Source organism: Actinoplanes subglobosus (genome assembly GCF_042650585.1).
Classification (GTDB): Bacteria; Actinomycetota; Actinomycetes; order Mycobacteriales; family Micromonosporaceae; genus Actinoplanes; species Actinoplanes subglobosus.
This window is the reverse complement of the sequence record NZ_JBHSBL010000017.1, coordinates 445,981-464,977: the sequence shown is the minus strand read 5'-3', so window position 1 is coordinate 464,977 and position 18,997 is coordinate 445,981. Positions and strand designations below refer to the sequence as shown.

At 70.0% G+C, this 18,997-nt stretch carries 22 protein-coding genes; 8 read left to right on the top strand and 14 right to left on the bottom strand.

The features are described from left to right. Positions 1 to 19 precede the first annotated feature (19 nt). Both ACFO0C_RS20025 and mtfM read right to left on the bottom strand, forming a co-directional pair. Complete coding sequence (locus ACFO0C_RS20025; protein ID WP_378068159.1) at positions 20 to 619, bottom strand: FABP family protein; 600 nt, start codon at positions 617 to 619, stop codon at positions 20 to 22. Continuing rightward, on the bottom strand, positions 616 to 720 hold the full coding sequence (gene mtfM, locus ACFO0C_RS20020) for a small membrane protein MtfM (protein ID WP_043533180.1): 105 nt from the start codon (positions 718 to 720) through the stop codon (positions 616 to 618). The genes ACFO0C_RS20025 and mtfM overlap by 4 nt, the downstream gene beginning before the upstream one ends. 14 nt (positions 721 to 734) lie before the next feature. On the opposite strand from mtfM, the gene ACFO0C_RS20015 reads away from it, so the two are divergent. After that, positions 735 to 1,109, top strand: coding sequence for a DsrE family protein (locus ACFO0C_RS20015; RefSeq protein WP_378068158.1), 375 nt, complete (start codon positions 735 to 737; stop codon positions 1,107 to 1,109). Between the two features lie 6 nt (positions 1,110 to 1,115). Here the strand turns inward: ACFO0C_RS20015 and ACFO0C_RS20010 are convergent, their stop codons facing one another. Next, positions 1,116 to 2,069 (bottom strand): hypothetical protein, encoded by a 954-nt coding sequence (locus tag ACFO0C_RS20010; RefSeq protein WP_378068157.1) that lies wholly within the window; start codon positions 2,067 to 2,069, stop codon positions 1,116 to 1,118. A 70-nt stretch (positions 2,070 to 2,139) separates the two neighbouring features. Between ACFO0C_RS20010 and ACFO0C_RS20005 the strand changes: the two genes are divergently transcribed. Together ACFO0C_RS20005 and ACFO0C_RS20000 are read left to right on the top strand one after the other, a co-directional pair. Then, entirely contained in the window at positions 2,140 to 2,511 is a 372-nt protein-coding gene (locus tag ACFO0C_RS20005) for a type II toxin-antitoxin system RelE/ParE family toxin (RefSeq protein ID WP_378068156.1), read from the top strand. Continuing rightward, positions 2,508 to 2,840 (top strand): helix-turn-helix domain-containing protein, encoded by a 333-nt coding sequence (locus ACFO0C_RS20000; RefSeq protein ID WP_378068155.1) that lies wholly within the window; start codon positions 2,508 to 2,510, stop codon positions 2,838 to 2,840. Before ACFO0C_RS20005 ends, ACFO0C_RS20000 begins: the two co-directional genes overlap by 4 nt. 9 nt (positions 2,841 to 2,849) lie before the next feature. Here ACFO0C_RS20000 and ACFO0C_RS19995 read toward each other — a convergent pair whose 3' ends face one another. Together ACFO0C_RS19995 and ACFO0C_RS19990 are read right to left on the bottom strand one after the other, a co-directional pair. Further along, entirely contained in the window at positions 2,850 to 3,260 is a 411-nt protein-coding gene (locus ACFO0C_RS19995; RefSeq protein ID WP_378068154.1) for an NUDIX hydrolase, read from the bottom strand. An 11-nt stretch (positions 3,261 to 3,271) separates the two neighbouring features. Next, positions 3,272 to 5,185 carry an ATP-dependent DNA helicase gene (locus ACFO0C_RS19990; RefSeq protein ID WP_378068520.1) on the bottom strand — a complete coding sequence of 638 codons (1,914 nt, stop codon included), beginning with the start codon at positions 5,183 to 5,185 and terminating at the stop codon, positions 3,272 to 3,274. 155 nt (positions 5,186 to 5,340) lie between these two features. Between ACFO0C_RS19990 and ACFO0C_RS19985 the strand changes: the two genes are divergently transcribed. After that, positions 5,341 to 5,850, top strand: coding sequence for a DUF402 domain-containing protein (locus ACFO0C_RS19985; protein ID WP_378068153.1), 510 nt, complete (start codon positions 5,341 to 5,343; stop codon positions 5,848 to 5,850). On the opposite strand, the gene sigJ is transcribed toward ACFO0C_RS19985, so the two are convergent. After that, positions 5,827 to 6,714 carry an RNA polymerase sigma factor SigJ gene (gene sigJ, locus ACFO0C_RS19980; protein WP_378068152.1) on the bottom strand — a complete coding sequence of 296 codons (888 nt, stop codon included), beginning with the start codon at positions 6,712 to 6,714 and terminating at the stop codon, positions 5,827 to 5,829. The genes ACFO0C_RS19985 and sigJ overlap by 24 nt on opposite strands. 99 nt (positions 6,715 to 6,813) lie before the next feature. On the opposite strand from sigJ, the gene ACFO0C_RS19975 reads away from it, so the two are divergent. From ACFO0C_RS19975 to ACFO0C_RS19965, 3 genes are all read left to right on the top strand, one after another. Further along, a complete protein-coding gene (locus tag ACFO0C_RS19975) occupies positions 6,814 to 7,758 on the top strand; it encodes a hypothetical protein (protein WP_378068151.1) in 945 nt (314 codons plus the stop codon). Between the two features lie 87 nt (positions 7,759 to 7,845). Next, entirely contained in the window at positions 7,846 to 8,472 is a 627-nt protein-coding gene (locus tag ACFO0C_RS19970) for a DUF47 domain-containing protein (protein ID WP_093619689.1), read from the top strand. A 3-nt stretch (positions 8,473 to 8,475) separates the two neighbouring features. Further along, positions 8,476 to 9,486, top strand: coding sequence for an inorganic phosphate transporter (locus ACFO0C_RS19965; protein ID WP_378068150.1), 1,011 nt, complete (start codon positions 8,476 to 8,478; stop codon positions 9,484 to 9,486). An 82-nt stretch (positions 9,487 to 9,568) separates the two neighbouring features. On the opposite strand, the gene ACFO0C_RS19960 is transcribed toward ACFO0C_RS19965, so the two are convergent. Then, positions 9,569 to 10,198, bottom strand: coding sequence for a GOLPH3/VPS74 family protein (locus tag ACFO0C_RS19960; RefSeq protein WP_378068149.1), 630 nt, complete (start codon positions 10,196 to 10,198; stop codon positions 9,569 to 9,571). A gap of 103 nt (positions 10,199 to 10,301) precedes the next feature. Then, positions 10,302 to 11,279 (bottom strand): Gfo/Idh/MocA family protein, encoded by a 978-nt coding sequence (locus tag ACFO0C_RS19955; RefSeq protein WP_378068148.1) that lies wholly within the window; start codon positions 11,277 to 11,279, stop codon positions 10,302 to 10,304. 93 nt (positions 11,280 to 11,372) lie between these two features. On the opposite strand from ACFO0C_RS19955, the gene ACFO0C_RS19950 reads away from it, so the two are divergent. Further along, the gene (locus ACFO0C_RS19950; RefSeq protein ID WP_378068519.1) at positions 11,373 to 12,143 is read left to right on the top strand and encodes an NUDIX hydrolase; all 771 of its coding nucleotides are present in this window, start codon (positions 11,373 to 11,375) and stop codon (positions 12,141 to 12,143) included. A gap of 298 nt (positions 12,144 to 12,441) precedes the next feature. On the opposite strand, the gene pstB is transcribed toward ACFO0C_RS19950, so the two are convergent. The 6 genes from pstB to ACFO0C_RS19920 form a co-directional block, all read right to left on the bottom strand. Then, complete coding sequence (gene pstB, locus ACFO0C_RS19945) at positions 12,442 to 13,218, bottom strand: phosphate ABC transporter ATP-binding protein PstB (RefSeq protein WP_378068147.1); 777 nt, start codon at positions 13,216 to 13,218, stop codon at positions 12,442 to 12,444. A 14-nt stretch (positions 13,219 to 13,232) separates the two neighbouring features. Beyond that, entirely contained in the window at positions 13,233 to 14,318 is a 1,086-nt protein-coding gene (gene pstA, locus ACFO0C_RS19940) for a phosphate ABC transporter permease PstA (protein WP_378068146.1), read from the bottom strand. Further along, positions 14,315 to 15,385, bottom strand: coding sequence for a phosphate ABC transporter permease subunit PstC (gene pstC, locus ACFO0C_RS19935; protein WP_378068145.1), 1,071 nt, complete (start codon positions 15,383 to 15,385; stop codon positions 14,315 to 14,317). The genes pstA and pstC overlap by 4 nt, the downstream gene beginning before the upstream one ends. A gap of 38 nt (positions 15,386 to 15,423) precedes the next feature. Beyond that, on the bottom strand, positions 15,424 to 16,518 hold the full coding sequence (gene pstS, locus ACFO0C_RS19930; RefSeq protein WP_378068144.1) for a phosphate ABC transporter substrate-binding protein PstS: 1,095 nt from the start codon (positions 16,516 to 16,518) through the stop codon (positions 15,424 to 15,426). 235 nt (positions 16,519 to 16,753) lie between these two features. After that, on the bottom strand, positions 16,754 to 17,635 hold the full coding sequence (mshD, locus tag ACFO0C_RS19925; protein ID WP_378068143.1) for a mycothiol synthase: 882 nt from the start codon (positions 17,633 to 17,635) through the stop codon (positions 16,754 to 16,756). Positions 17,636 to 17,650: 15 nt separating this feature from the next. Next, entirely contained in the window at positions 17,651 to 18,367 is a 717-nt protein-coding gene (locus ACFO0C_RS19920) for a winged helix-turn-helix transcriptional regulator (protein WP_109595296.1), read from the bottom strand. Between the last annotated feature and the right edge of the window lie 630 nt (positions 18,368 to 18,997).

Sequence of the window (18,997 nt, the reverse complement as noted above, 5' to 3'; positions counted from 1 at the left end):
CAAGCCGACTCGCCTTTCGTCAGCCCCCGATGCGGAGCAGCCTCGCCGACATGTGCGGCTTCAGCCCACTGTTGTCGATCGCGATCTCGTGCGCATACAGCAACGCGCCCTCGACGACCCCGAACAGCCGCTGCCCGCCGGTGACGTGCAGGCCGGACGGCGTGTAGGCCACCGCGTCCGCCACCATCTCCAGCCGGGTCGTGGCAGCCTTGCCCAGATAGAGCTCGGCCACCCCGTCCGGGCGGATCATGGTGGCCTCCATCTCGTCGCCGGGCCGGCCGTCGACCAGCACCGGACGCCAGAACCCGGACTCCACGAGCGCCTGCCCGACCGGCTTCGACTCGTCGTCGAGCAGCCAGGCCCGCGACTCATACCGCAGGAACGACCGGCCGTCGTGGCTGATCCGGATCTCCTGCGCGAAGTTGTAGTCGTCCTCGAACGGGAACCCGCCCTGCCCACGCCCGCGCCACAAGCCGATGAACGGCAGCAGCCCGAGCAGCGACGGATGCAGGTCCGGACCGGACCGCAGGTCGTGGGTGTCCTCAAAGGGGTACGCCTCGACCGGCGGAGCGTTGAGCCACGGCGGTGGGCCCAGCGGGTTTTCCGTCTCGTTGCTCACCAGCGTCCCCTCGAAATGCGCATTGCCAGATAGCCGAAGCCGCCGGCCAGCCCACCCAGGGCGGCCACCAGCAGACTCACGAACCCGATCTCCGTAACCATGACCGGCCCATCTTATGCTGGCCCGTATGGCACGTTTGCTGGTCGTCAAGGCCACCGCCGGAGCCGACGCGCCGGAACGCTGCAACCAGGCATTCAACGTGGCGAGCACCGCCGCGACCGCCGGAGTGGACGTCTCCCTCTGGCTGACCGGCGAGTCCACCTGGTTCGCCCTGCCCGGCCGGGCGGCGACCTTCACCCTCGCACACGCCGCGCCCCTGCCCGACCTGCTCGAACTCCTCCTGGAAGCCGGCCGGGTCACCGCCTGCACCCAGTGCGCGGCACGTCGCGACATCACACCCGCCGACGTCATCCCCGGCATCCGCATCGCCGGCGCCGCCGTCTTCGTCGAGGAGATCATGTCCGAGGGCGCACAGGCCCTCGTCTACTGACGGCTTTCAGCCGCCCCGGCAGGCGGTGGTGACGCTCACCCGGAAACGGTCCCGGTCGGCGGTCACCACGACCGATTCAGACCCTGCGCGGTACGCCCACCCGTCGCCGTCCGCCCACACCGGGACCGTCCCCTCGGGCATCCCACGCGGACCGCTCTCCGCCAAAGCCGGACCGGCATCCCGCACGAACGTCGACACCGTCCCCCCACCCGGACAGACGACCGCCCTGGCCACCGTCTCCCCCGGCCCCGGATCCCGTCCCGGGGTCGGGCTGCCGGACGGACTCGGGGCCCTTCCCGGGGTCGGGCTGCCGGACGGACTCGGGTTCCCTCCTGCCGTCGGGCCGCCGGCTCCGATCGCGGCGACGACCGTGTCGAGCACCGCCGGTGCGGCGCCCGCCGCGGGGTCGGCCCGGTCCAGGTCGTCGACTCCCGGCCGGCAACCGGTGAAGACGCGCAGCGTGAGCACCTGATCGGCCGAGTGTGCCTCCGCCTCGATCCCCACGTGCTCCCCGGCATCGGCGTAGAACGACAGGCGCGTGCCCCCACGGGCGGCGACCACACCGGCCCGGTAGGTCGCCGGCAAGCCGTCCGCGACCGCGTCGAGCGCCACCCGGGCGTCGCCCTCGGGAACATAGACGGTCACCTCACGGCTGGCTTCCTGCCCGTCCCACACCGGCGTGATCGAACAACTCTCGACCCGCAGCTCACCGACGCCGAGCACCCACCGCTCGTCCTGGGCGGCCGCGACGACCGCCCCGGACGCGCCCCGGAGCACGGCCACCGCCCGCCCCACATCCTGCTGCTCGGGCACGGTGGGCGGATCGTTGCGCACCGACCAGAACACCGCCCCGATCAGCACCACACCCCAGACCCCGGCCGCGACAGGCAGCCACCGCCGCCGCGGCCCCGAGCCCTCCGGCGGCGGATACCCATACCCCGGCCCCGTCACGGCAGCCATGGTGACACGCCTTGTCCCTTTGGCGGACACTCGACTCGGCGGTTATATAAGTTTTATTTATACTCGCCGGATGTGGGAGATTAGACTCCATCCCGAGGTGGAGGCATGGTTCTTACGGCTGTGCGACGTCGACCCGGTCAGCGCGGACCTCATAGCCGAGGCCGTCGATGTTCTCGCGGAGCGGGGCCCGGCTCTCGGGCGGCCACTGGTCGACCGCCTCAAGGGCAGCGGCTATCACAACATGAAAGAACTACGGCCAGGATCATCGGGCACCTCGGAGGTTCGGATGATCTTCGCTTTCGACCCTGCCAGAGAGGCGATATTCCTCGTGGCAGGAGACAAGTCCGGCCAGTGGCGAGAATGGTATGAGCAGGCGGTCCCACTGGCCGACGCGCGATTCGCCGAGCATCTCAAGGCGCTGAACGAGGAGGGTGCGCGATGACCGAAGCCGCGAACTGGCGTGACGTCAAGGCGAAGGCGCGCGCTGCCGACCCGGACTGGGACAGCCCCGACCGCACCGTACGCCGGAGCCGGATGCGTGAGCAGATGCTCGCCACGGTCAGCGGAGCCCGGCTCGCCGAGATCCGCAAACAACTGGGCATGACCCAGGCCCAGCTCGGTGAAGCCACCGGCTTGACCCAGGCCCGGATCAGCCAGATCGAGAGCGGCGACGGGATGACTCTCGACGTCCTGCGCGTCTACGTCGCCGGTCTGGGCGGGCAGGTCGAGGTGGTGGCCCGGATCGGGGACATTCAGCTCAACGTGGCCTGACCCGCGATCTCAGGTGACGGCGGCGTACTCCGGGGAGGCCAGGAAGCGCTTGATCACCTCGGCGGTGCCCGGGGTGAAGGGGCGGTCCAGCACCTCGGCGGCCGGGATGAAGAGCATCGCGGCGCCCTCGCCCAGGACCACGTCCTCCTGCCGGGCCGAGGTCGCGCCGTAGAAGTAGCTCTTCACACGCCCCTCGGCCGGTAGCTCCTGGCGCTCGAAGAGCCGCAACGCCCCGTCCGGCCGCAGCTGTGTCTCCTCCCACAACTCGCGGACCGCGCCCTCCTCGGCCGTCTCCCCACCCTCGATCGACCCGCCGGGCAGGCCCCACACGTCCGGGTAGTAGGGCGCCTTGTCATCGCGCAGTTGCAGGAGCAGCGCACCCGTCCGGTCGACGAGGAACGTGCATGCGATGCGGATCACGAGGATTCCTTTCAGGTGTTGGCCAGGCGACGTAGGGCACCCTCGGCGACGTCGGGCCGTGTCGTATACCAGAAGGGGGGCAGGGACTTGCGGAGGTAGGAGCCGTAACCGCGGGCCGTCTCCAGGCGGGAGTCGAGGACCGCGACGACGCCCTTGTCGCCGGTCGAGCGGATCAGACGGCCGACACCCTGGGCGAGGCGGACCGCGGCGATCGGGACGCTGACGGCGGAGAACCCGGAGCCCCCGGAGGCGTCGACGGCCGCCGCGCGGGCCGCGGCCAGCGGCTCGTCGGGGCGGGGGAACGGCAACCGGTCGATGACGACCAGCTGGCAGGAGTCACCGGGGACGTCCACACCCTGCCAGAGCGACATCACGCCGAAGAGGCAGCTGTCCTGCTGCTCCTTGAACTTGCGCACCAGGATCGGCAGCGTCTCCTCGCCCTGGAGCAGGATCGGCAGGTCGGTCTTGGCCCGCAGCAGCTCGGCGGCCTGGGTCGCGGCCTTCCTCGACGAGAAGAGCCCGAGCGTGCGCCCGCCGAGCGCCTCCACCAGCCGGAGCAGCTCGGCTCCGGCCGCGTCGGGCAGACCGGAGGCCTGCGGCCGCGGCAGGTGCGCGGCAACGTACAGAATGCCCTGCTTGGGGTAGTCGAACGGGGAACCGACGTCGAGCGACGTCCACCCGTCGCCGGAGGCGGGGCCGGCCGCCGCGGCCGGGCTGGGCGGGGCGACCGGCAGGCCGAGCGAGCGGGCCACCGTGTCGAACCGGCCGCCGAGGGTCAGGGTGGCCGAGGTGACGACGACGGTCCGGTCGGCATACAGCTTTTCCGACAGGGTGCCGGCGACCGAGAGCGGCGCGACGACGAGCGCCCGCCGCCCGCTGCCCATATCGGATTTCTCCACCCAGGCGACGTCGTAGTCGTTGTCCTCCAGGAGCCGCTGCGAGGTGGTCGACAGCTCGTCGAGGACCGCTTTGGCCTGCTGCTTGCCGACCGGGTCGGGGTCGTCGGCCTTGATCTCGCCGATCGCGGTGAGACCGGCCCGGGTGGCCGACTCGATCATGGAGACGGCCAGGCGCAGCCGCTCGGGGAGCCCGTCGGTGAGCCGCCCGGCGGGGATGTCGGCCAGGCTGACGGTGAGCGCGTCGGCCGCCTCGGCCAGGGACTCGGCGGCGGCCGGGGTGATCATGGTGCGGGAGCGGCGGCCGGCCCGCTCGACCGCCTCGGGGGTGATCTCGGCCTGGGCCGCCGAGGAGACCCGGTCGGCCAGCTCGTGCGCCTCGTCGACGATGAGCAGCTTGTGGGGCGGGACGATCTGTCGGCCGGCGATCATGTCGACGGCGAGCAGGCTGTGGTTGGTGACGACGATGTCGGCCTCACGGGCCCGGGCACGGGAGGCCTCGGCGAAACACTCCGCCCCGTACGGACACCGGCCGGCCCCGACGCAGTCGCGCGCCGGCATGGAGACCTGGCGCCAGGCGAGGTCCTCGACGCCGGGGTCGAGCTCGTCGCGGTCGCCCGTCTGCGTCTTCTCCGACCATTTCCGGATCCGCAGGATCTGTTTGCCCAGCCGGGCGCCCTCACCGAGCCACTGGCCGGCCTTGGGCGCGGGCTCGGCGTCGAAGAGGGTGTCGGTGGGGCCCTCCTCGTCGGCGTGCTCGAGTTTCGCCGCGCAGAGGTAGTGGTGCCGGCCCTTGAGCACGGCGAACGTGGGTTTGCGCCCGAGCACCGGCTGCACCGCATCGGCGAGCCGGGGCAGGTCGTGCTCGACCAGCTGGTTCTGCAGGGCCAGGGTGGCGGTGGAGACGACCACCGGGCCGTCGACGAGCAGAGCCGGTGTCAGGTAGCCGAGGCTCTTGCCGGTGCCCGTGCCGGCCTGGACGAGCAGATGCTCCTTGTCCTTCACGGCCTTGGCGATCGCCTCGACCATGGCCTGCTGACCTGGGCGGGCGGATCCGCCGGGAACGGCCCCGACGGCGGCGGCGAGGATCTGCTCGGCGGTTGCCTTCTTCTTACTGGCTGCGGGCACGCAGGAACCGTACCCGCCACCACCGACATATCCGGGTCACCGCTAGGGTGCAAGCCATGCCGAGCGAGATGGTCCGGGTCATCTACACGAAGTACGACGGATCGGCTCATCGTGACTACCCGGCCCGCCGCCTGGCCGAGGACGACCTCGGCATCTGGGTCGGTGTGACCCGGGGCACCGCGTCGGTCTACCACGGCCGGCCGTCGGTCGAGCAGATCCCGTTCGTGCTGCTCATCCCGCATCACGCCTGGTGGACGGGGATGTTCAACCCACCCCCGCGGACCAGTGAGGTCTACTGCGACATCACCACCCCGGCCCGCTGGGAGGGTGACACGGTTCACATCATCGACCTGGACCTGGACGCGGTGCGGCGCCGCGAGACCGGCCTGGTGGAGCTGCGCGACGAGGACGAGTTCGCCGAGCACCGGGTCGAGTTCGGCTACCCGGACGACCTGGTCGAGCACGCGTTCGCGGCGTCCCGCCACCTGCTGACGGCGCTCGGCGACGGCACCGAGCCGTTCGCCTCGCACTACCGCAAGCACCTACTCGAAGTGACCCAGGACTAGCTTCTCCGGGTTCTGCTGGTTGAAGATGCCGGTGATGCGGCCGTCCTCGACCGCGACGGCGCTCACCACGACGAGCCGGCTGCCGTCCGGGCGGGTGCCCTGGAGCATCATCGCGGCGCCGCCGTTGACCACCACCGGTTCGGCCTTGAGGTCGGTGAGGTCGGCCAGCTTGTGCGTGAGCAGCCCGACGAAGAACCGGGCGACCTTGTCGGCACCGAGGACGGGACGCAGGGCGGTGCGGACCATTCCGCCCCCGTCGCCGATGGCGACCACATCGGGTGCGAGCACGGCGGCGAGGGTACGCATGTCACCGCTCTGCGCCGCCGCGAGGAACGCGTCGAGCACCCGCCGTTGCTCGGCCAGCCCGGCGGTGTGGCGGATGTTCCCCTCGGCGACGGCTTTGCGCGCCCGTGAGGCGTGCTGCCGGGCCGCCGCCGGCGTGCTGTCGAGCACCGCCGCCACCTCGTCGAACGGCACCGCGAACGCGTCGTGCAGGACGAACGCGACCCGCTGCTCGGGGGTGAGCCGTTCCAGGACCACGAGCAGGGCCACGCTGACCTGGTCGGACAGTTCGGCGCGGTCGGCCGGGTCGCCGTCCGGCTCGACGACGAAGGCGGGCAACCATTCGCCGGGGTACGCGGTACGGCGTACCCGCGCGGAATTGAGCTGATCCAGGCAGATCCGTGCGGTGACCGTGGTCAGCCACCCGCGCGCGTCCCTGATGTCCTCGGTCTGCTGCGCGTAGCGCAGCCAGGCCTCCTGGACGGCGTCCTCGGCCTCGGAGCGACTACCGAGCATGCGGTAGGCGACGGCAGTGAGGTAGGAACGCTGGGCCTCGAACTCGACCGCGGACGGTGACGGCATGAAAGGAATTCTGCGCGACATTGCCGGTTTGCGGGTATCAGCTGTGCCACAGTATGAAATACCCATAAAGTACGAATCGGACGGTGCTCGGTGCAGGACATGGCGACTATCGCGGGGGGACTGGCCGGCCTGGCCGGAGCCGGCGGCGTGGTCTCGGTCGCGATGATCCGCCGCACGCGCCCGTTCCTGCCCGCCGGGCACGCGCTGACCGGTCCGGACGCCACCGACCCGCTGCCCGGCGTGCTGAGGCTCGGACTGGCCGGGATGACCGCCCGGGTGGTGCCGGGCCCGCACGGCGAGCTGTTCCTCGGTCCGGGTGAGCCGCAGCCCGGCCGCACCCTGCGCCGTCTGGTCCTCGCCCCGCTCTTCGCCCGGGCCCGTGCGGGCGGTGGACGGCTCTGGCCCGACCAGCGTGTGCCGTTCCGGCTGGTGGTCGAGTTCGGCGGGGCGAGCCGCGACCCGGAGGCGCTGCTACGCGCCTACCGGATGCTCGACCGGCAGCTCCAGGACCATGCCGGCCTGCTCAGCCGGTGGCGGAACGGCCTGCTCACGCCGGGCGCGGTGACCGTCACGGTGACCGGGGTGATCGACGTCCGGGAGCTGCTGGCCGCACAGCCCGACCGGTACGCGTTCGCCGACGGCTCCTTCGACGACCTCGGTTCCCGCTCGGCCCCGCCGTCGCTGGTGCCGATGATCGACGAGTCGTGGTCACGGCGCTTCGGCTGGGACGGGCAGGAGTCGATCACCGCCGAGGAGCGGCACCAGCTGCACGCTCTCGTCCGGGCCGCGCACGCCGACGGGCGTACGGTCCGGTTCTCCGGCCTGCCCGACGGCTCCCGGAAAGCGCGCGCCGCCGTCTGGGCCGAACTCGGTGCGGCCGGTGTGGACGTGATCGCCGACACCGACCTGACCGGACTGGCCCGGCACCTGCGCCGGCACCCGATCGTCAGCACACCCCGGCCACACGTTCCGACCAGGGCGGTTCGCCGTTCGGCGCCGCGCCCGAACGCGCCGCGGTCAGCCAATCGTCACGAGGCGGTTTGAGGGCCGTCGCGAAGGGTGAACCCGCGTGGACCGATAGCATGCGTTCGGAGATCCATTCATAAAGCCTGTTGATCCGAGGTCCGCGCCGTGAAGTTCTCATTCCGCCCCGTCGAGGGGGCCTTCTACGAACTGTTCACCAGGGCGGCCTACAACCTGGTCAAAGGCACCGAGCTGCTGAATGAGCTGGCGCTGCCCGGAGTGGACGTCCAGTCGGTCGCCGACCGGCTGAGCGATGTGGAGCACGACAGCGACTCGATCACCCACGAGCTCTACAAGAAGATCAACTCCACCTTCATCACCCCGTTCGACCGGGAGGACATCTACTCGCTCGGCTCCCAGCTGGACGATGTGATGGACCACCTGGAGGCGGCCGGCAACCTGCTCTACCTCTACGGCCTGACCGACCTGCCCTCGCTCCCGCGGGAGATGCACGAGCTGGTCACCGTCCTGGACCAGCAGGCCAAGGTGACCGCCGAGGCGATGCCGAAACTGCGCTCGCTGAAGGGCATGGAGGAGTACTGGATCGAGATCAACCGCTTGGAGAACGATGGCGACCGTGCGTACCGCATGCTGTTGGTCCGTCTCTTCTCCGGCGAGTACGACGCGCTCACCGTCCTCAAGATGAAGGAGGTCGTCGACGAGCTGGAGGCGGCCTGCGACGCCTTCGAGCACGTGGCGAACACCATCGAGACCATCGCGGTCAAGGAGTCCTAGAGCGTGGATCCCGAACTCATCGCCGTCGTGGCGGTGATCCTCGCGGCGATGGCGTTCGACTACACGAACGGCTTCCACGACGCCGCCAACGCGATCGCCACGAGCGTCAGCACCCGTGCCCTCACACCGCGGGTGGCCCTCGCCATGGCCGCGGTCGGCAACTTCATCGGCGCGCACCTCGGCACCGAGGTCGCCAAGACGGTCGGTGACGGCCTCGTCGACCTGCCGATCGGCATCCCCAGCCTGGGCATCGTCTTCGCCGGCGTGCTCGGCGCCATCACCTGGAACCTGATCACCTGGTATTTCGGGCTGCCGTCCAGCTCCTCGCACGCGCTCTTCGGCGGCCTGGTCGGCGCCACCCTCTTCGCCACCGTCGGCGAGGTCCAGTGGGACAACATCATCAACAAGGTGCTGATCCCGATGGTGGTGTCCCCCGTGGTCGGCCTGCTGCTCGGCTTCATCTTCATGATCGCGATCATGTGGACGTTCCGGCGCGGGCACCCCGGCCGGCTCAACCGCGGTTTCCGCTGGGCGCAGACCGTCTCGGCCGCGGCCATGTCGATCGGGCACGGCATGCAGGACGCGGCGAAGACCATGGGCATCGTGGTGCTGGCGCTCTACACCGGCGGGTTCCAGTCCGACTCGACGCACATCCCCGAGTGGGTGTACTGGACTTCGGCGGGCGTACTCGCGGCCGGCACCTACGCGGGCGGCTGGCGGATCATCCGTACGCTCGGCCGCAAGATCATCGACTTGGGCCCGTCCGAGGGCTTCGCGGCCGAGACGGTGGCGAGCTCGGTGCTCTACTTCAACGCCCTGGTGCTGCACGCACCGATCTCGACGACCCACACCATCACCTCGGCGATCATGGGCGTGGGCGCGACGAAACGGCTCAGCGCGGTCCGGTGGAACGTGGCGGGCAACATCGTGATCGCCTGGATCACCACGTTCCCGGCGGCCGCCTTCTTCGCCTGTGTCTTCTACTTCGTGGTGCGGCCGCTTTTCGCCGCCTGATCACCGGCGTTCCGCCGTCTGCCAGCCACCTGTCCCCGCCGCGGCCCTCGCCGCGGCAGGGACAGGTCGGCGTCGGCCGAGATCAGGCCGCGAAGAGGATGAAGGCCGGCAGCACGTCGAGGCCGTGGAAGGCGTCCCGGAGCGGCCCCGACGCCCAGGCGAACCCGGCGATCTCCTCGGCCCGGGCCCGGACGGACGGGTCGTCGTCGCCCGGCACCTCGCCGATGCCGTGCAGGATCGCGATCAGCACGGCGGTCTCCTCGTCCGGCTCGGCACCGCCCAGCGCCGCCGTGATGGCGTCGCGGACGGCAAGCTCACGGCTGGTGTCGGCGGCCGGCCATGTCCTGATCTTGATGACGCCGAGGACGCGCTGCTCCTCGAGACGGACCGCTCCGGCGTCCGCCAGCAGGACCAGCAGCGGCTGCCAGCTCTCGTGACCGGCGTTCTCCGCGGCCCAGCCCACCTTCGGCTCGCCGCCGAGCTTGCGGAGAGCGGCGTCCAGCGCGGGGTCACCGGTGGGGGCGGCGTCGACGACGTGGACCCGCGCCTCCTTCGCGTCGGGCACGGACGGGATGTCGACGCGGCCGGCCCGGACCAGGTCGAAGAGGACGGCGGTACCCACCGCTCGGTGACGCCGGCCCAGGTCGACGGTGCTGCGCCCACTCTCGTCGTCGAGCAGCAGCAGGGCGAGGTTCTCGGCCAGACGGGACATTCGGATCTCCTCAGGGTCGGGAGCGGGCGGTGCCGACGAAGGCAGGAACCGATGCTACGTGGATCATCCACACGCGATCGGCACCGCTCGCTTACCCCGGGCGCTAGTAGGCCACGCCGATCTGTTCACGCAAAGCGTCCAGCAGCGCCATCACCTCGAGCGTGGTGGCGTGCGGGACGATCGGGCTCTCCTGCTCGCCGGCGAGCAGGCTGCGCTGCACCTCGGCCGCCTCGAACTGGTAGCCGCTGCCCTCGAAGGGGAACTCGAACGTCTCCGGCGCGCGGTCCGGACGGGTCAGCGTGAACGACCGGGGCACGAAGAAGCCGACCGGCAGGTCGATGCGGCCGGCTGTGCCGGTGATCGACGCGGCGTTGCGGCTGGCACCGTTGATGCTGCACGTCAGCGCGGCCACCGCCCCCGACTCGTAGCCGAGCAGCACACCGGTGTTCTCGTCCACCCGTTCCGGGGTCAGGTGCGCCCACGCCCGAGCCGACGACGGCACGCCCAGGATCGTGTGGGCCAGGTGGATCGGATAGACGCCGAGGTCGAGCAGCGCGCCGCCGCCCAGGGCGGGGTCACGCAGCCGGTGCGACGCCTCGAACGGGCCCTGCAACCCGAAGTCGGCGTGGATCGCGCTGACGTCCCCGATCGTGCCGTCGGCGACCAGCTGGGCGATCCGGCGGATGGCCGGGTTGCAGCGCATCCACATGGCCTCCATCAGGAACACGCCCCGGCTGCGGGCCGCCTCGATCAGCAGCGCCGCCGTCGGCAGGTCCAGGGTGATCGGCTTCTCCACCAGGACCGCTTTGCCGGCTTCGACGCAGAGCATCGCCGCGTCCAGGTGGAAGGCGTGTGGTGTGGCCACGTAGACCACGTCGACGCCGTCGTCGGCGGCCAGTTCCGCGTAGGAGCCGTACGCCCGGGCGAACCCGTGCCGGTCCGCGAACGCCTGCGCGGACGTCAGGTTCCGTGAGGCCACCGCGGCGAGCTCGGCGCCCTCCACGAGCGGCAGATCCGCGGCGAATGTGCTGGCGATCCCGCCGGGGCCGAGAATCCCCCAGCGCACCTTGTCTCCCGTCATGATCGATACCGTATCGCCCGGACCGCGCCCGGTGGCACGTTCGTCCGTGACCTGACCGCTTCGCGGTGCCAGGATCGAACGGTGACCGACTCGATGCAGCTTCCACCCGCCATGTCGCAGCGCGCCCGCGAGTTCACCGGCCCACCGGCCGAGGCCCGCCCGGCCGCCACCGTGGTGCTGCTCCGCCCGCACGGCGACGGCTTCCAGGTGTACGTCCTGCGCCGCGCCTCCACGATGGTCTTCGGCGGCGTCTACGCCTTCCCGGGCGGTGTCGTCGACCCCACCGACCAGCCGCAGACGATCCGTGCCGACTGGGCGGCTCTCCTCGGCGTCCCCGACGAACAGGCCCGTGCCGTGGTCGGTGCCGCCGCCCGCGAACTCTTCGAGGAGGCCGGCATCCTGCTGGCCGGCCCGCTCGACGAACCGGACCGCACGGTCACCGCCACCGGCAGCCCCGACTGGGAGGCGGACCGGGCCGCCGTCGCGCGCCGCGAGCTCACCATGACCGATCTGCTGGCCCGTCGCGGCCTGCGCCTGCGTGACGACCTGCTGCTCCCCTGGGCGCGGTGGATCACGCCCGACTTCGAGCCCCGCCGCTACGACACGTGGTTCTTCGCCGCGTTGCTCCCGGACGCTCAGAACGCCCGCGACGTCTCCGGCGAGGCCGAGGGCACCGCGTGGATCGCGCCGTCCGCCGCCGATCTCCCGATGCTGCCGCCCACCCGCCGGACCCTCGACGAGATCGCCGCCTGCCCGACGATCCCCGACGTGGTCGCCGCCTCCGCACACCGCGACGCCGCAAACCCGCTCAACCCCCGCATCTCGGTCGACGCAGACGGCCAGGTCACGGTTCACCTTCCTTAGATTTCGGTACGGCCAGCCCGTTCCGCCGGCGCACATGGCTCCCGTCCGCACCCGGTCCCGGACTACGCCGCGACGTGACCGCCACTCGCGGCCCCAGCGCGACGCACGGGCGTATCCGTGGCTGAGGCCACCGCATCCCGGTGACCACGGCTTCAGCCCGGCGGCCGCGTTTCGGCCGGGACGACCGCCCGCGTCGCGGTGTAGTGCGGGACGGCGTAGCCGGCGGGAGGGGTGGCCGTACCACATGAGGAACGCCGGCCCCCGGTAAGCGGGACCGGCGCTCGGACGCAGGTTTTGATCAGCCGAAACGGCCGGTGATGTAGTCCTCGGTCTTCTTCTGCGTCGGGTTGCTGAAGATCTTCTGGGTGTCGTCGTACTCGATCAGGCGGCCCGGGTCGCCGGTCTTGTCGATCGAGAAGAAGCCGGTCTTGTCGCTGACGCGCGCGGCCTGCTGCATGTTGTGCGTGACGATGATGATCGTGAACTGGTCCTTCAGCTTGAACATCAGGTCCTCGATCGCCAGCGTGGAGATCGGGTCGAGGGCCGAACAGGGCTCGTCCATGAGGACGACCTGCGGCTGGACCGCGATCGTGCGGGCGATGCACAGACGCTGCTGCTGACCACCGGAGAGACCCGCGCCCGGCCGGTCGAGACGGTCCTTGACCTCGTCCCACAGGTTCGCGGAACGCAGCGACTTCTCGGCCGCCTCGTCGAGGATCGACTTCTTCTTGACGCCGTTGAGCTTCAGGCCGGCGACCGCGTTCTCGTAGATCGACATGGTCGGGAACGGGTTGGGCCGCTGGAAGACCATGCCGATCATGCGGCGGACCGCGGTGACGTCCACGTCCGGGTCGTAGATGTTCTGGTCGTCGATCGTCAGGCTGCCCTCGATGCGGGCGTTCGGCAGGACCTCGTGCATACGGTTGATGGACCGCAGGAAGGTCGACTTGCCACAACCGGACGGGCCGATCAGAGCGGTGATCGTCTTCGGCTCGACGGTCATCGAGACACTGTCGATGGCTTTGAAGGAGCCGTAGTAGGAGGAGACGTTGCTCGCCTCGATGCGCTTGGCCATGGAGGTCACCTTCTTTACCGGGACAGTTTGTTGCGACGGGCGAGCAGCTTGGCCGCGATGGTCAGGATCAGGACCAGCGCCACCAGGGTGAGCGCGGCGGTCCAGGCGCGGTCCGGTGCGTAACGGGACGCGTCACCGGCCTGCTGGTAGACGAAGAGCGAGAGGGACTGCTGGTTGCCGCCGAACGGGTCGAAGTTGATCGCCGCGGCACCACCGGCGACCAGCAGGACCGGCGCCGTCTCGCCGGCCGCACGGGCGACGGCGAGCATGATGCCGGTGACGATGCCCGGCAGAGCGGTCGGCAGGACCACGCTGAGGATCGTCTTCCACTGGGGCACGCCGAGCGCGTAGGAGCCCTCACGCAACGGTCCGGGGACCAGTCGCAGCATCTCCTCGGTCGACCGGACGATCGTCGGCAACATCAGCACCGCCAGCGCCAGCGCGGCCGCGAAACCGGAGAAGCGCGGCTGCCCGTCGTTGAACCACGGGCTGACGATGAGCACCCAGAACGACAGGATGAAGAGGCCGGCGACGATCGACGGGATACCCGTCATGACGTCGACGAAGAAACGGACGGTGCCGGCGAACTTGCCGCGGCCGTACTCGACGAGGTAGATCGCGCCGAGCACACCCAGCGGGACCGACATCAGCGTGGCGATACCGACCTGCTCCAGGGTGCCGATGATGGCGTGGTAGGCGCCGCCCTCGGGGTCCCGGGCACCGATGTTGTTCATCGACGTGTTGAAGAAGTTGGCGTCCAGCCGGGCGACGCCCTTGGAGACCAGCGTCCACACGACCGACGCGAGCGGCAGGATCGCCAGCACGCAGGCGGAGTAGATCAGCGACTTCATGGCCCGGTTGCGGGCGGCCCGTTTCCCCTCGATCCGGCTGGCCACCACGTTCAGGCCGACCAGGTAGAAGGCGGCGCCGAGCACGACGACCAGCACCCAGTTGCCGATGTCGGCACCGAGCACGATCGCGGCGGCAACCGCGAACGCACCGGCGGCGATCCCGATGTTGACGGCGACCGGAAGGGTCTTGCTGCGGATGTTGTCCGGCGTCATGACGACGCCCGGAACCTCACGATCGAGAAGGCTCATGCGGCAGCGTCCCGGAACTCGCGACGGCGGTAGATGATCGCCCGCGCCGTCATGTTGACCACCAGTGTGATCGCGAACAGGACCAGACCGGAGGCGATCAGAGCACCGCGGCCGGTGTCGTTGGCCTCCGCGAAGGAGTTCGCGATGTTGGCGGCGACCGAGTTGCCGCCGTTCTCGATCAGGTTGAACGAGATGTTGAAGGCGACGCTGAGGGTCAGCGCCAGGGCGATGGTCTCACCGAGAGCACGGCCGAGGCCGAGCATCACCGCGGCGATCACACCGGGCTTGCCGTACGGCAGCACCGCGGTCCGGATCATCTCCCAGCGGGTGGCGCCGAGCGCGAGGGCGGCCTCCTCGTTCATCCCGGGGGTCTGCTGGAAGACCTCGCGGGAGAGCGAGGTGACGATCGGCAGCACCATGATCGCCAGCACCAGGCCGCCGAGCATGACCGACTGGCCGAACGGGCCGTCGCCACCGAAGAGCGGGATCCAGCTGAAGTACTTGTTCAGCCAGATCGAGAAGTCGCGGACCGGCTCCTGGAAGACGTCCCGGCCCCAGAGACCGAAGACGACACTGGGCACGGCCGCGAGCAGGTCGATCACGAAGCCGAGCGGCGTGGCCAGCCGCTTGGGCGCGTAGTGCGACAGGAACAGCGCGATGCTCAGCGCGATCGGCACCGCAACGACCAGTGCGATGACCGAGCTGAGAACGGTGCCGAAGGCGAGTGCCGCGATACCGAAGGAGGGCTGCGTCTCGTTGGGGGCCCACTCGAACTGGGTGAGGAAGTTCCCCGTGTTGGCCTGGAGAGCCGGAATCGCTTCGGAGATCAGGAAGACGGCGATGGCGACGATGATGACCAGCACCATCGCCCCGGAGGCCGTGGACAGGCCACGGAAGCCCGTCTCGATCGAGAACCTGGCCTTCTTGGGCAGTGCGCCACCGCCACCGAGCGGGGGCTCGTTCTGATTACTCGGGGAAGCGCCATAGCCGGCGCCCCGAGCGTGACGCGGAGTCACGCCCAGGTCGCCGGCGGTGGCGTTCACCGAGCGGGAGGGGTTGTCACCCATCTGCGCGCTCGCTGTCGTCTCGGAGGGATTGAGCTACGTCAGGCGATCGTGGCGACCGACTCGGCGACCTTGGCCCGGAGCGACTCCGGCAGCGGGGCGTAGCCCAGCTCGGAGAGCTCCTTCTGGCCCTCGGTGCTCGAGGTGTACTTCAGGAAGGCCTGAACCTCCTTGGCCTTCGGGCTGCCCTTGCTGCAGGCGATCTCGTAGGTCACCAGCACGATCGGGTAGGCGCCCGGCGTGGTGGTGGCGTAGTCGAGGGACAGGGCGAGGTCGCCGTCCTTGCCCTTGATCTCGGCGTTCTCGAAGGTCTTGCCGGCGCTCTCGGCGGACAGCTCGGCGTACTCGCCGGCACCGTTCTTGATCTTCGCCGACTGCAGGCTCTGGTTCTCGGCGAACGACATCTCGATGTAGGAGATGGTGTTCGCGGTGCTCTTGACCTTGGTGGCGATACCGTCCGACTTGGAGACGGCGGTGCCGCCCGGAGCCTTCCAGGCCTTCGCGTTGCCGTAGGTCCAGTCGGCCTCGGCGGTCTTGCTCAGGAACTTGGTGAAGTTGTCGCTGGTGCCCGACTCGTCGGCGCGGTGCACCGTCTCGATGTTGGCGTCCGGCAGCTTCGCACCGGTGTTCTCGGCGGCGATGGCCGCGTCGTTCCACTTGGTGATCTTGCCCGAGAAGATCTTCGCCAGGGTGGACGACGAGAACTGCAGGCCGTCCGCGCCCTCGACGTTGTAGACCACGGCGATCGGGCCGATGACCATCGGGAGGTTGAGGGCCTTGCCACCGACGCACTTGGCGTCGGCCTGCGGCTGCTCCTCCTCCTTCAGAGCGGAGTCGGAACCGGCGAAGTCGGCGGTGCCGGCGATGAACGCCTCGATGCCCGCGCCGGAACCGGTGCCCTGGTAGTCGACCGTCGAGCCGCTACCGCACTGCTGCTGGTAGGCCTTGATCCACTCGTCCATGGCGTTCTTCTGAGCGGTGGAGCCCTGCGCCGTCAGGCTGCCGCTGACGCAGCTGCCCGGTGCAGCGGACGTGCCGCCGGCCTGCGGCTCGTTGTTGTCCGAGCCGCACGCGGTGAGCGCGATCGTCGCAGTCAAAGCAATGCCGGCCACGAAACCGGACCGCTGGAGCTTCACAATTTCCCCTTCGGGTTTGCCGCCGGTCTCTCACCGGCTCACACCCGAAAAGCTAGGAAGGCGAAGTGACTGGATCCCCGGTCGCAAATGAACTGGGAGTGAACAGGTAAGCGCCGGAAGGTAGCCATCCCCCGGAATGCAGTTGTCCGTTAAGTGAACTGCGCTCCAGCTACCCGATATGTCGGTTATTTACGGTCAGTCGTGACCGCAGCGAGACATTCGCTTGACCGGGCCGTTATCGGCTGTAGTTCACGTCCGTCTTGAAGACCTCGAACCCCAGCCCCCGGTACAGCTTCACGGCGGCCGCGTTCGACTCGTCCACATACAGCCCGGCGACGGTCAGGCCGCCCTCGGCGAGATGCCTCAGCCCGGCCACGCTCAGCGCGGCGCCCAGGCCACGGCGGTGACCCGACGGGTCGACACCGAGCACATAGATCTCACCGACGGCCGGCTCGTCCCCGGACGCCGGATGCACCTTGGTCCAGTGGAAACCGAGCACCGTGTCGGTGATGTCGACGGCCAGGAGGAAACCGGCCGGGTCGAACCACGGCTCGGCCTCCCGGCTCAGAAGATCATCGAGGGTCCAGCGCCCCTGCTCCGGATGCGTGGCGAAAGCCCGCGCATTGACCCCGAGCCACGCCTGCTCGTCGGAGCCCGGGCGGAACCCGCGGACCGTGACACCCTCCGGCAGCGGGATCTCCGGCAGGGGCACCAACAGGGAACGGCGCATCTGCCACAGCACCCGGGCACGCTCGAACCCGGCACCGGCGGCGAAGGCGGCCGCGCCCGGATCGTCGCCGTGCGCCCAGAACCGCAGCGGGCCCGGCCCGGCGGCGGCCAGCAGGTCGGTGCCGACGCCCGCCCGCCGGAACTCCGGGTGGACGATCAGCTCGCCCGAGCCGCCCTCCACGAACGCGTAACCGGCCAGCCGGTCACCGCTGCGGGCGAGCAGGTGCACGCCCTGATAGGGAACGTCGCCGCGGACCCGCAGCACGACGTCCTCGGAGAGCGGGTAGACGCCGTCGAGATGCTCCGCGGCCGCGGCCAGGGCGAGCACGTCGTCGACCTCGAACGGCGACAGCCGGTCCGTGGCATGGACCGGCTGTCGAGTCGTCATGAAAGGAACTCCAGATCAGACCGGGAGGGAGACCGGCTCGTTGTCCGGCAGCTGACGGCCGGACGGCGGGACCACGAACTTGTAGCCCACCTGGCGCACGGTGCCGATCATCGACTCGTACTCCGAGCCGAGCTTGGCACGCAGGCGACGAACGTGCACGTCGACGGTGCGGGTGCCGCCGAAGTAGTCGTAGCCCCAGACCTCACGCAGCAGCTGGTCACGGGTGAAGACCCGGCCCGGGTGCTGGGCGAGGAACTTGAGCAGCTCGAACTCCTTGTAGGTGAGGTCGAGCGGACGGCCCTTGAGCTTCGCGGCGTAGGTGTCGGGGTCGATGTTGAGCTCACCCGCGCGGATCGAGCCACCGGCGCCCGCGGTCGCGTTGTTGAGACGGCCGACGGCCAGGCGCAGCCGGGCCTCGACCTCGGCCGGACCGGCGCTGGCCAGGATCACGTCGTCGACGCCCCAGTCCGCGTTGAGCGCGATCAGGCCGGCCTCGGTGACGACGGCGACCAGCGGGACACCGATGCCGGTGGCGTGCAGCATGCGACAGGTGGCACGCGCCTCCGAGAGCTCGGAGCGGGCGTCGACCAGAACGGCGTCGGGGCTGGGGCCGGACACCAGGGTACGGACGTCGCGGGGGGCGGTCCGAACCGAGTGGGGCAGAAGGTCCAAGGCGGGCAGTACGGCAGAGGGCTCACCAGCACGTGCCGTGACCAGCAGAAGGATCTCCACACTCACCTCCGTCCTCGCGGCATCGAGCCGCTCGGGTGACCCGGTCGGCGAGGGCTACGGGCCTCGCCACCGGAGGATGGGGCCCGGCGTCACCGACGGGTGGGTTGCGGTTACCTTAACCGATGCATCACCCCTGATACCCCGGCCGCAACCGCAAGTGATGTAGAGAACGCCCAGTAGGTAGCCGAACGGCGGATTCGTAACCAGCCTTTTACCCGAGCGCCGAGGCCCCCGCGCCAGCGATTGGGACGACGGTCACCGGTCTGGCACGATCGCAGTCGTGTTTCCCTCTATGCCGAACGACGACCCCTGGGACGCCGAAGCCTCCCAGCAGGTCGCGCGCATGAACCCGGGCCGGCCCAAGGCCGGGTTCTACGGCGCCGTCCCGGACGACGACGAGGCCGACTCGCCCGACTCCGGCTCCGAGGACGAGGAGGAGTTCGAGGAGATCCCGATCCTTCCGGTCCGGCCGCAACTGTCGGCGGCGATCGGCGGATTCGCGGCTCTCCTCGCCGTCGCACTGATCGTGGGCAGTCTGGTGACCGGGCCCGGGGCGCGGGTGTCGTACGCCATCGTGCTCTTCGGGGTGCAGTTGCTGGGTCTGCTCGCCTGGACCATGGCGCTGCAGCC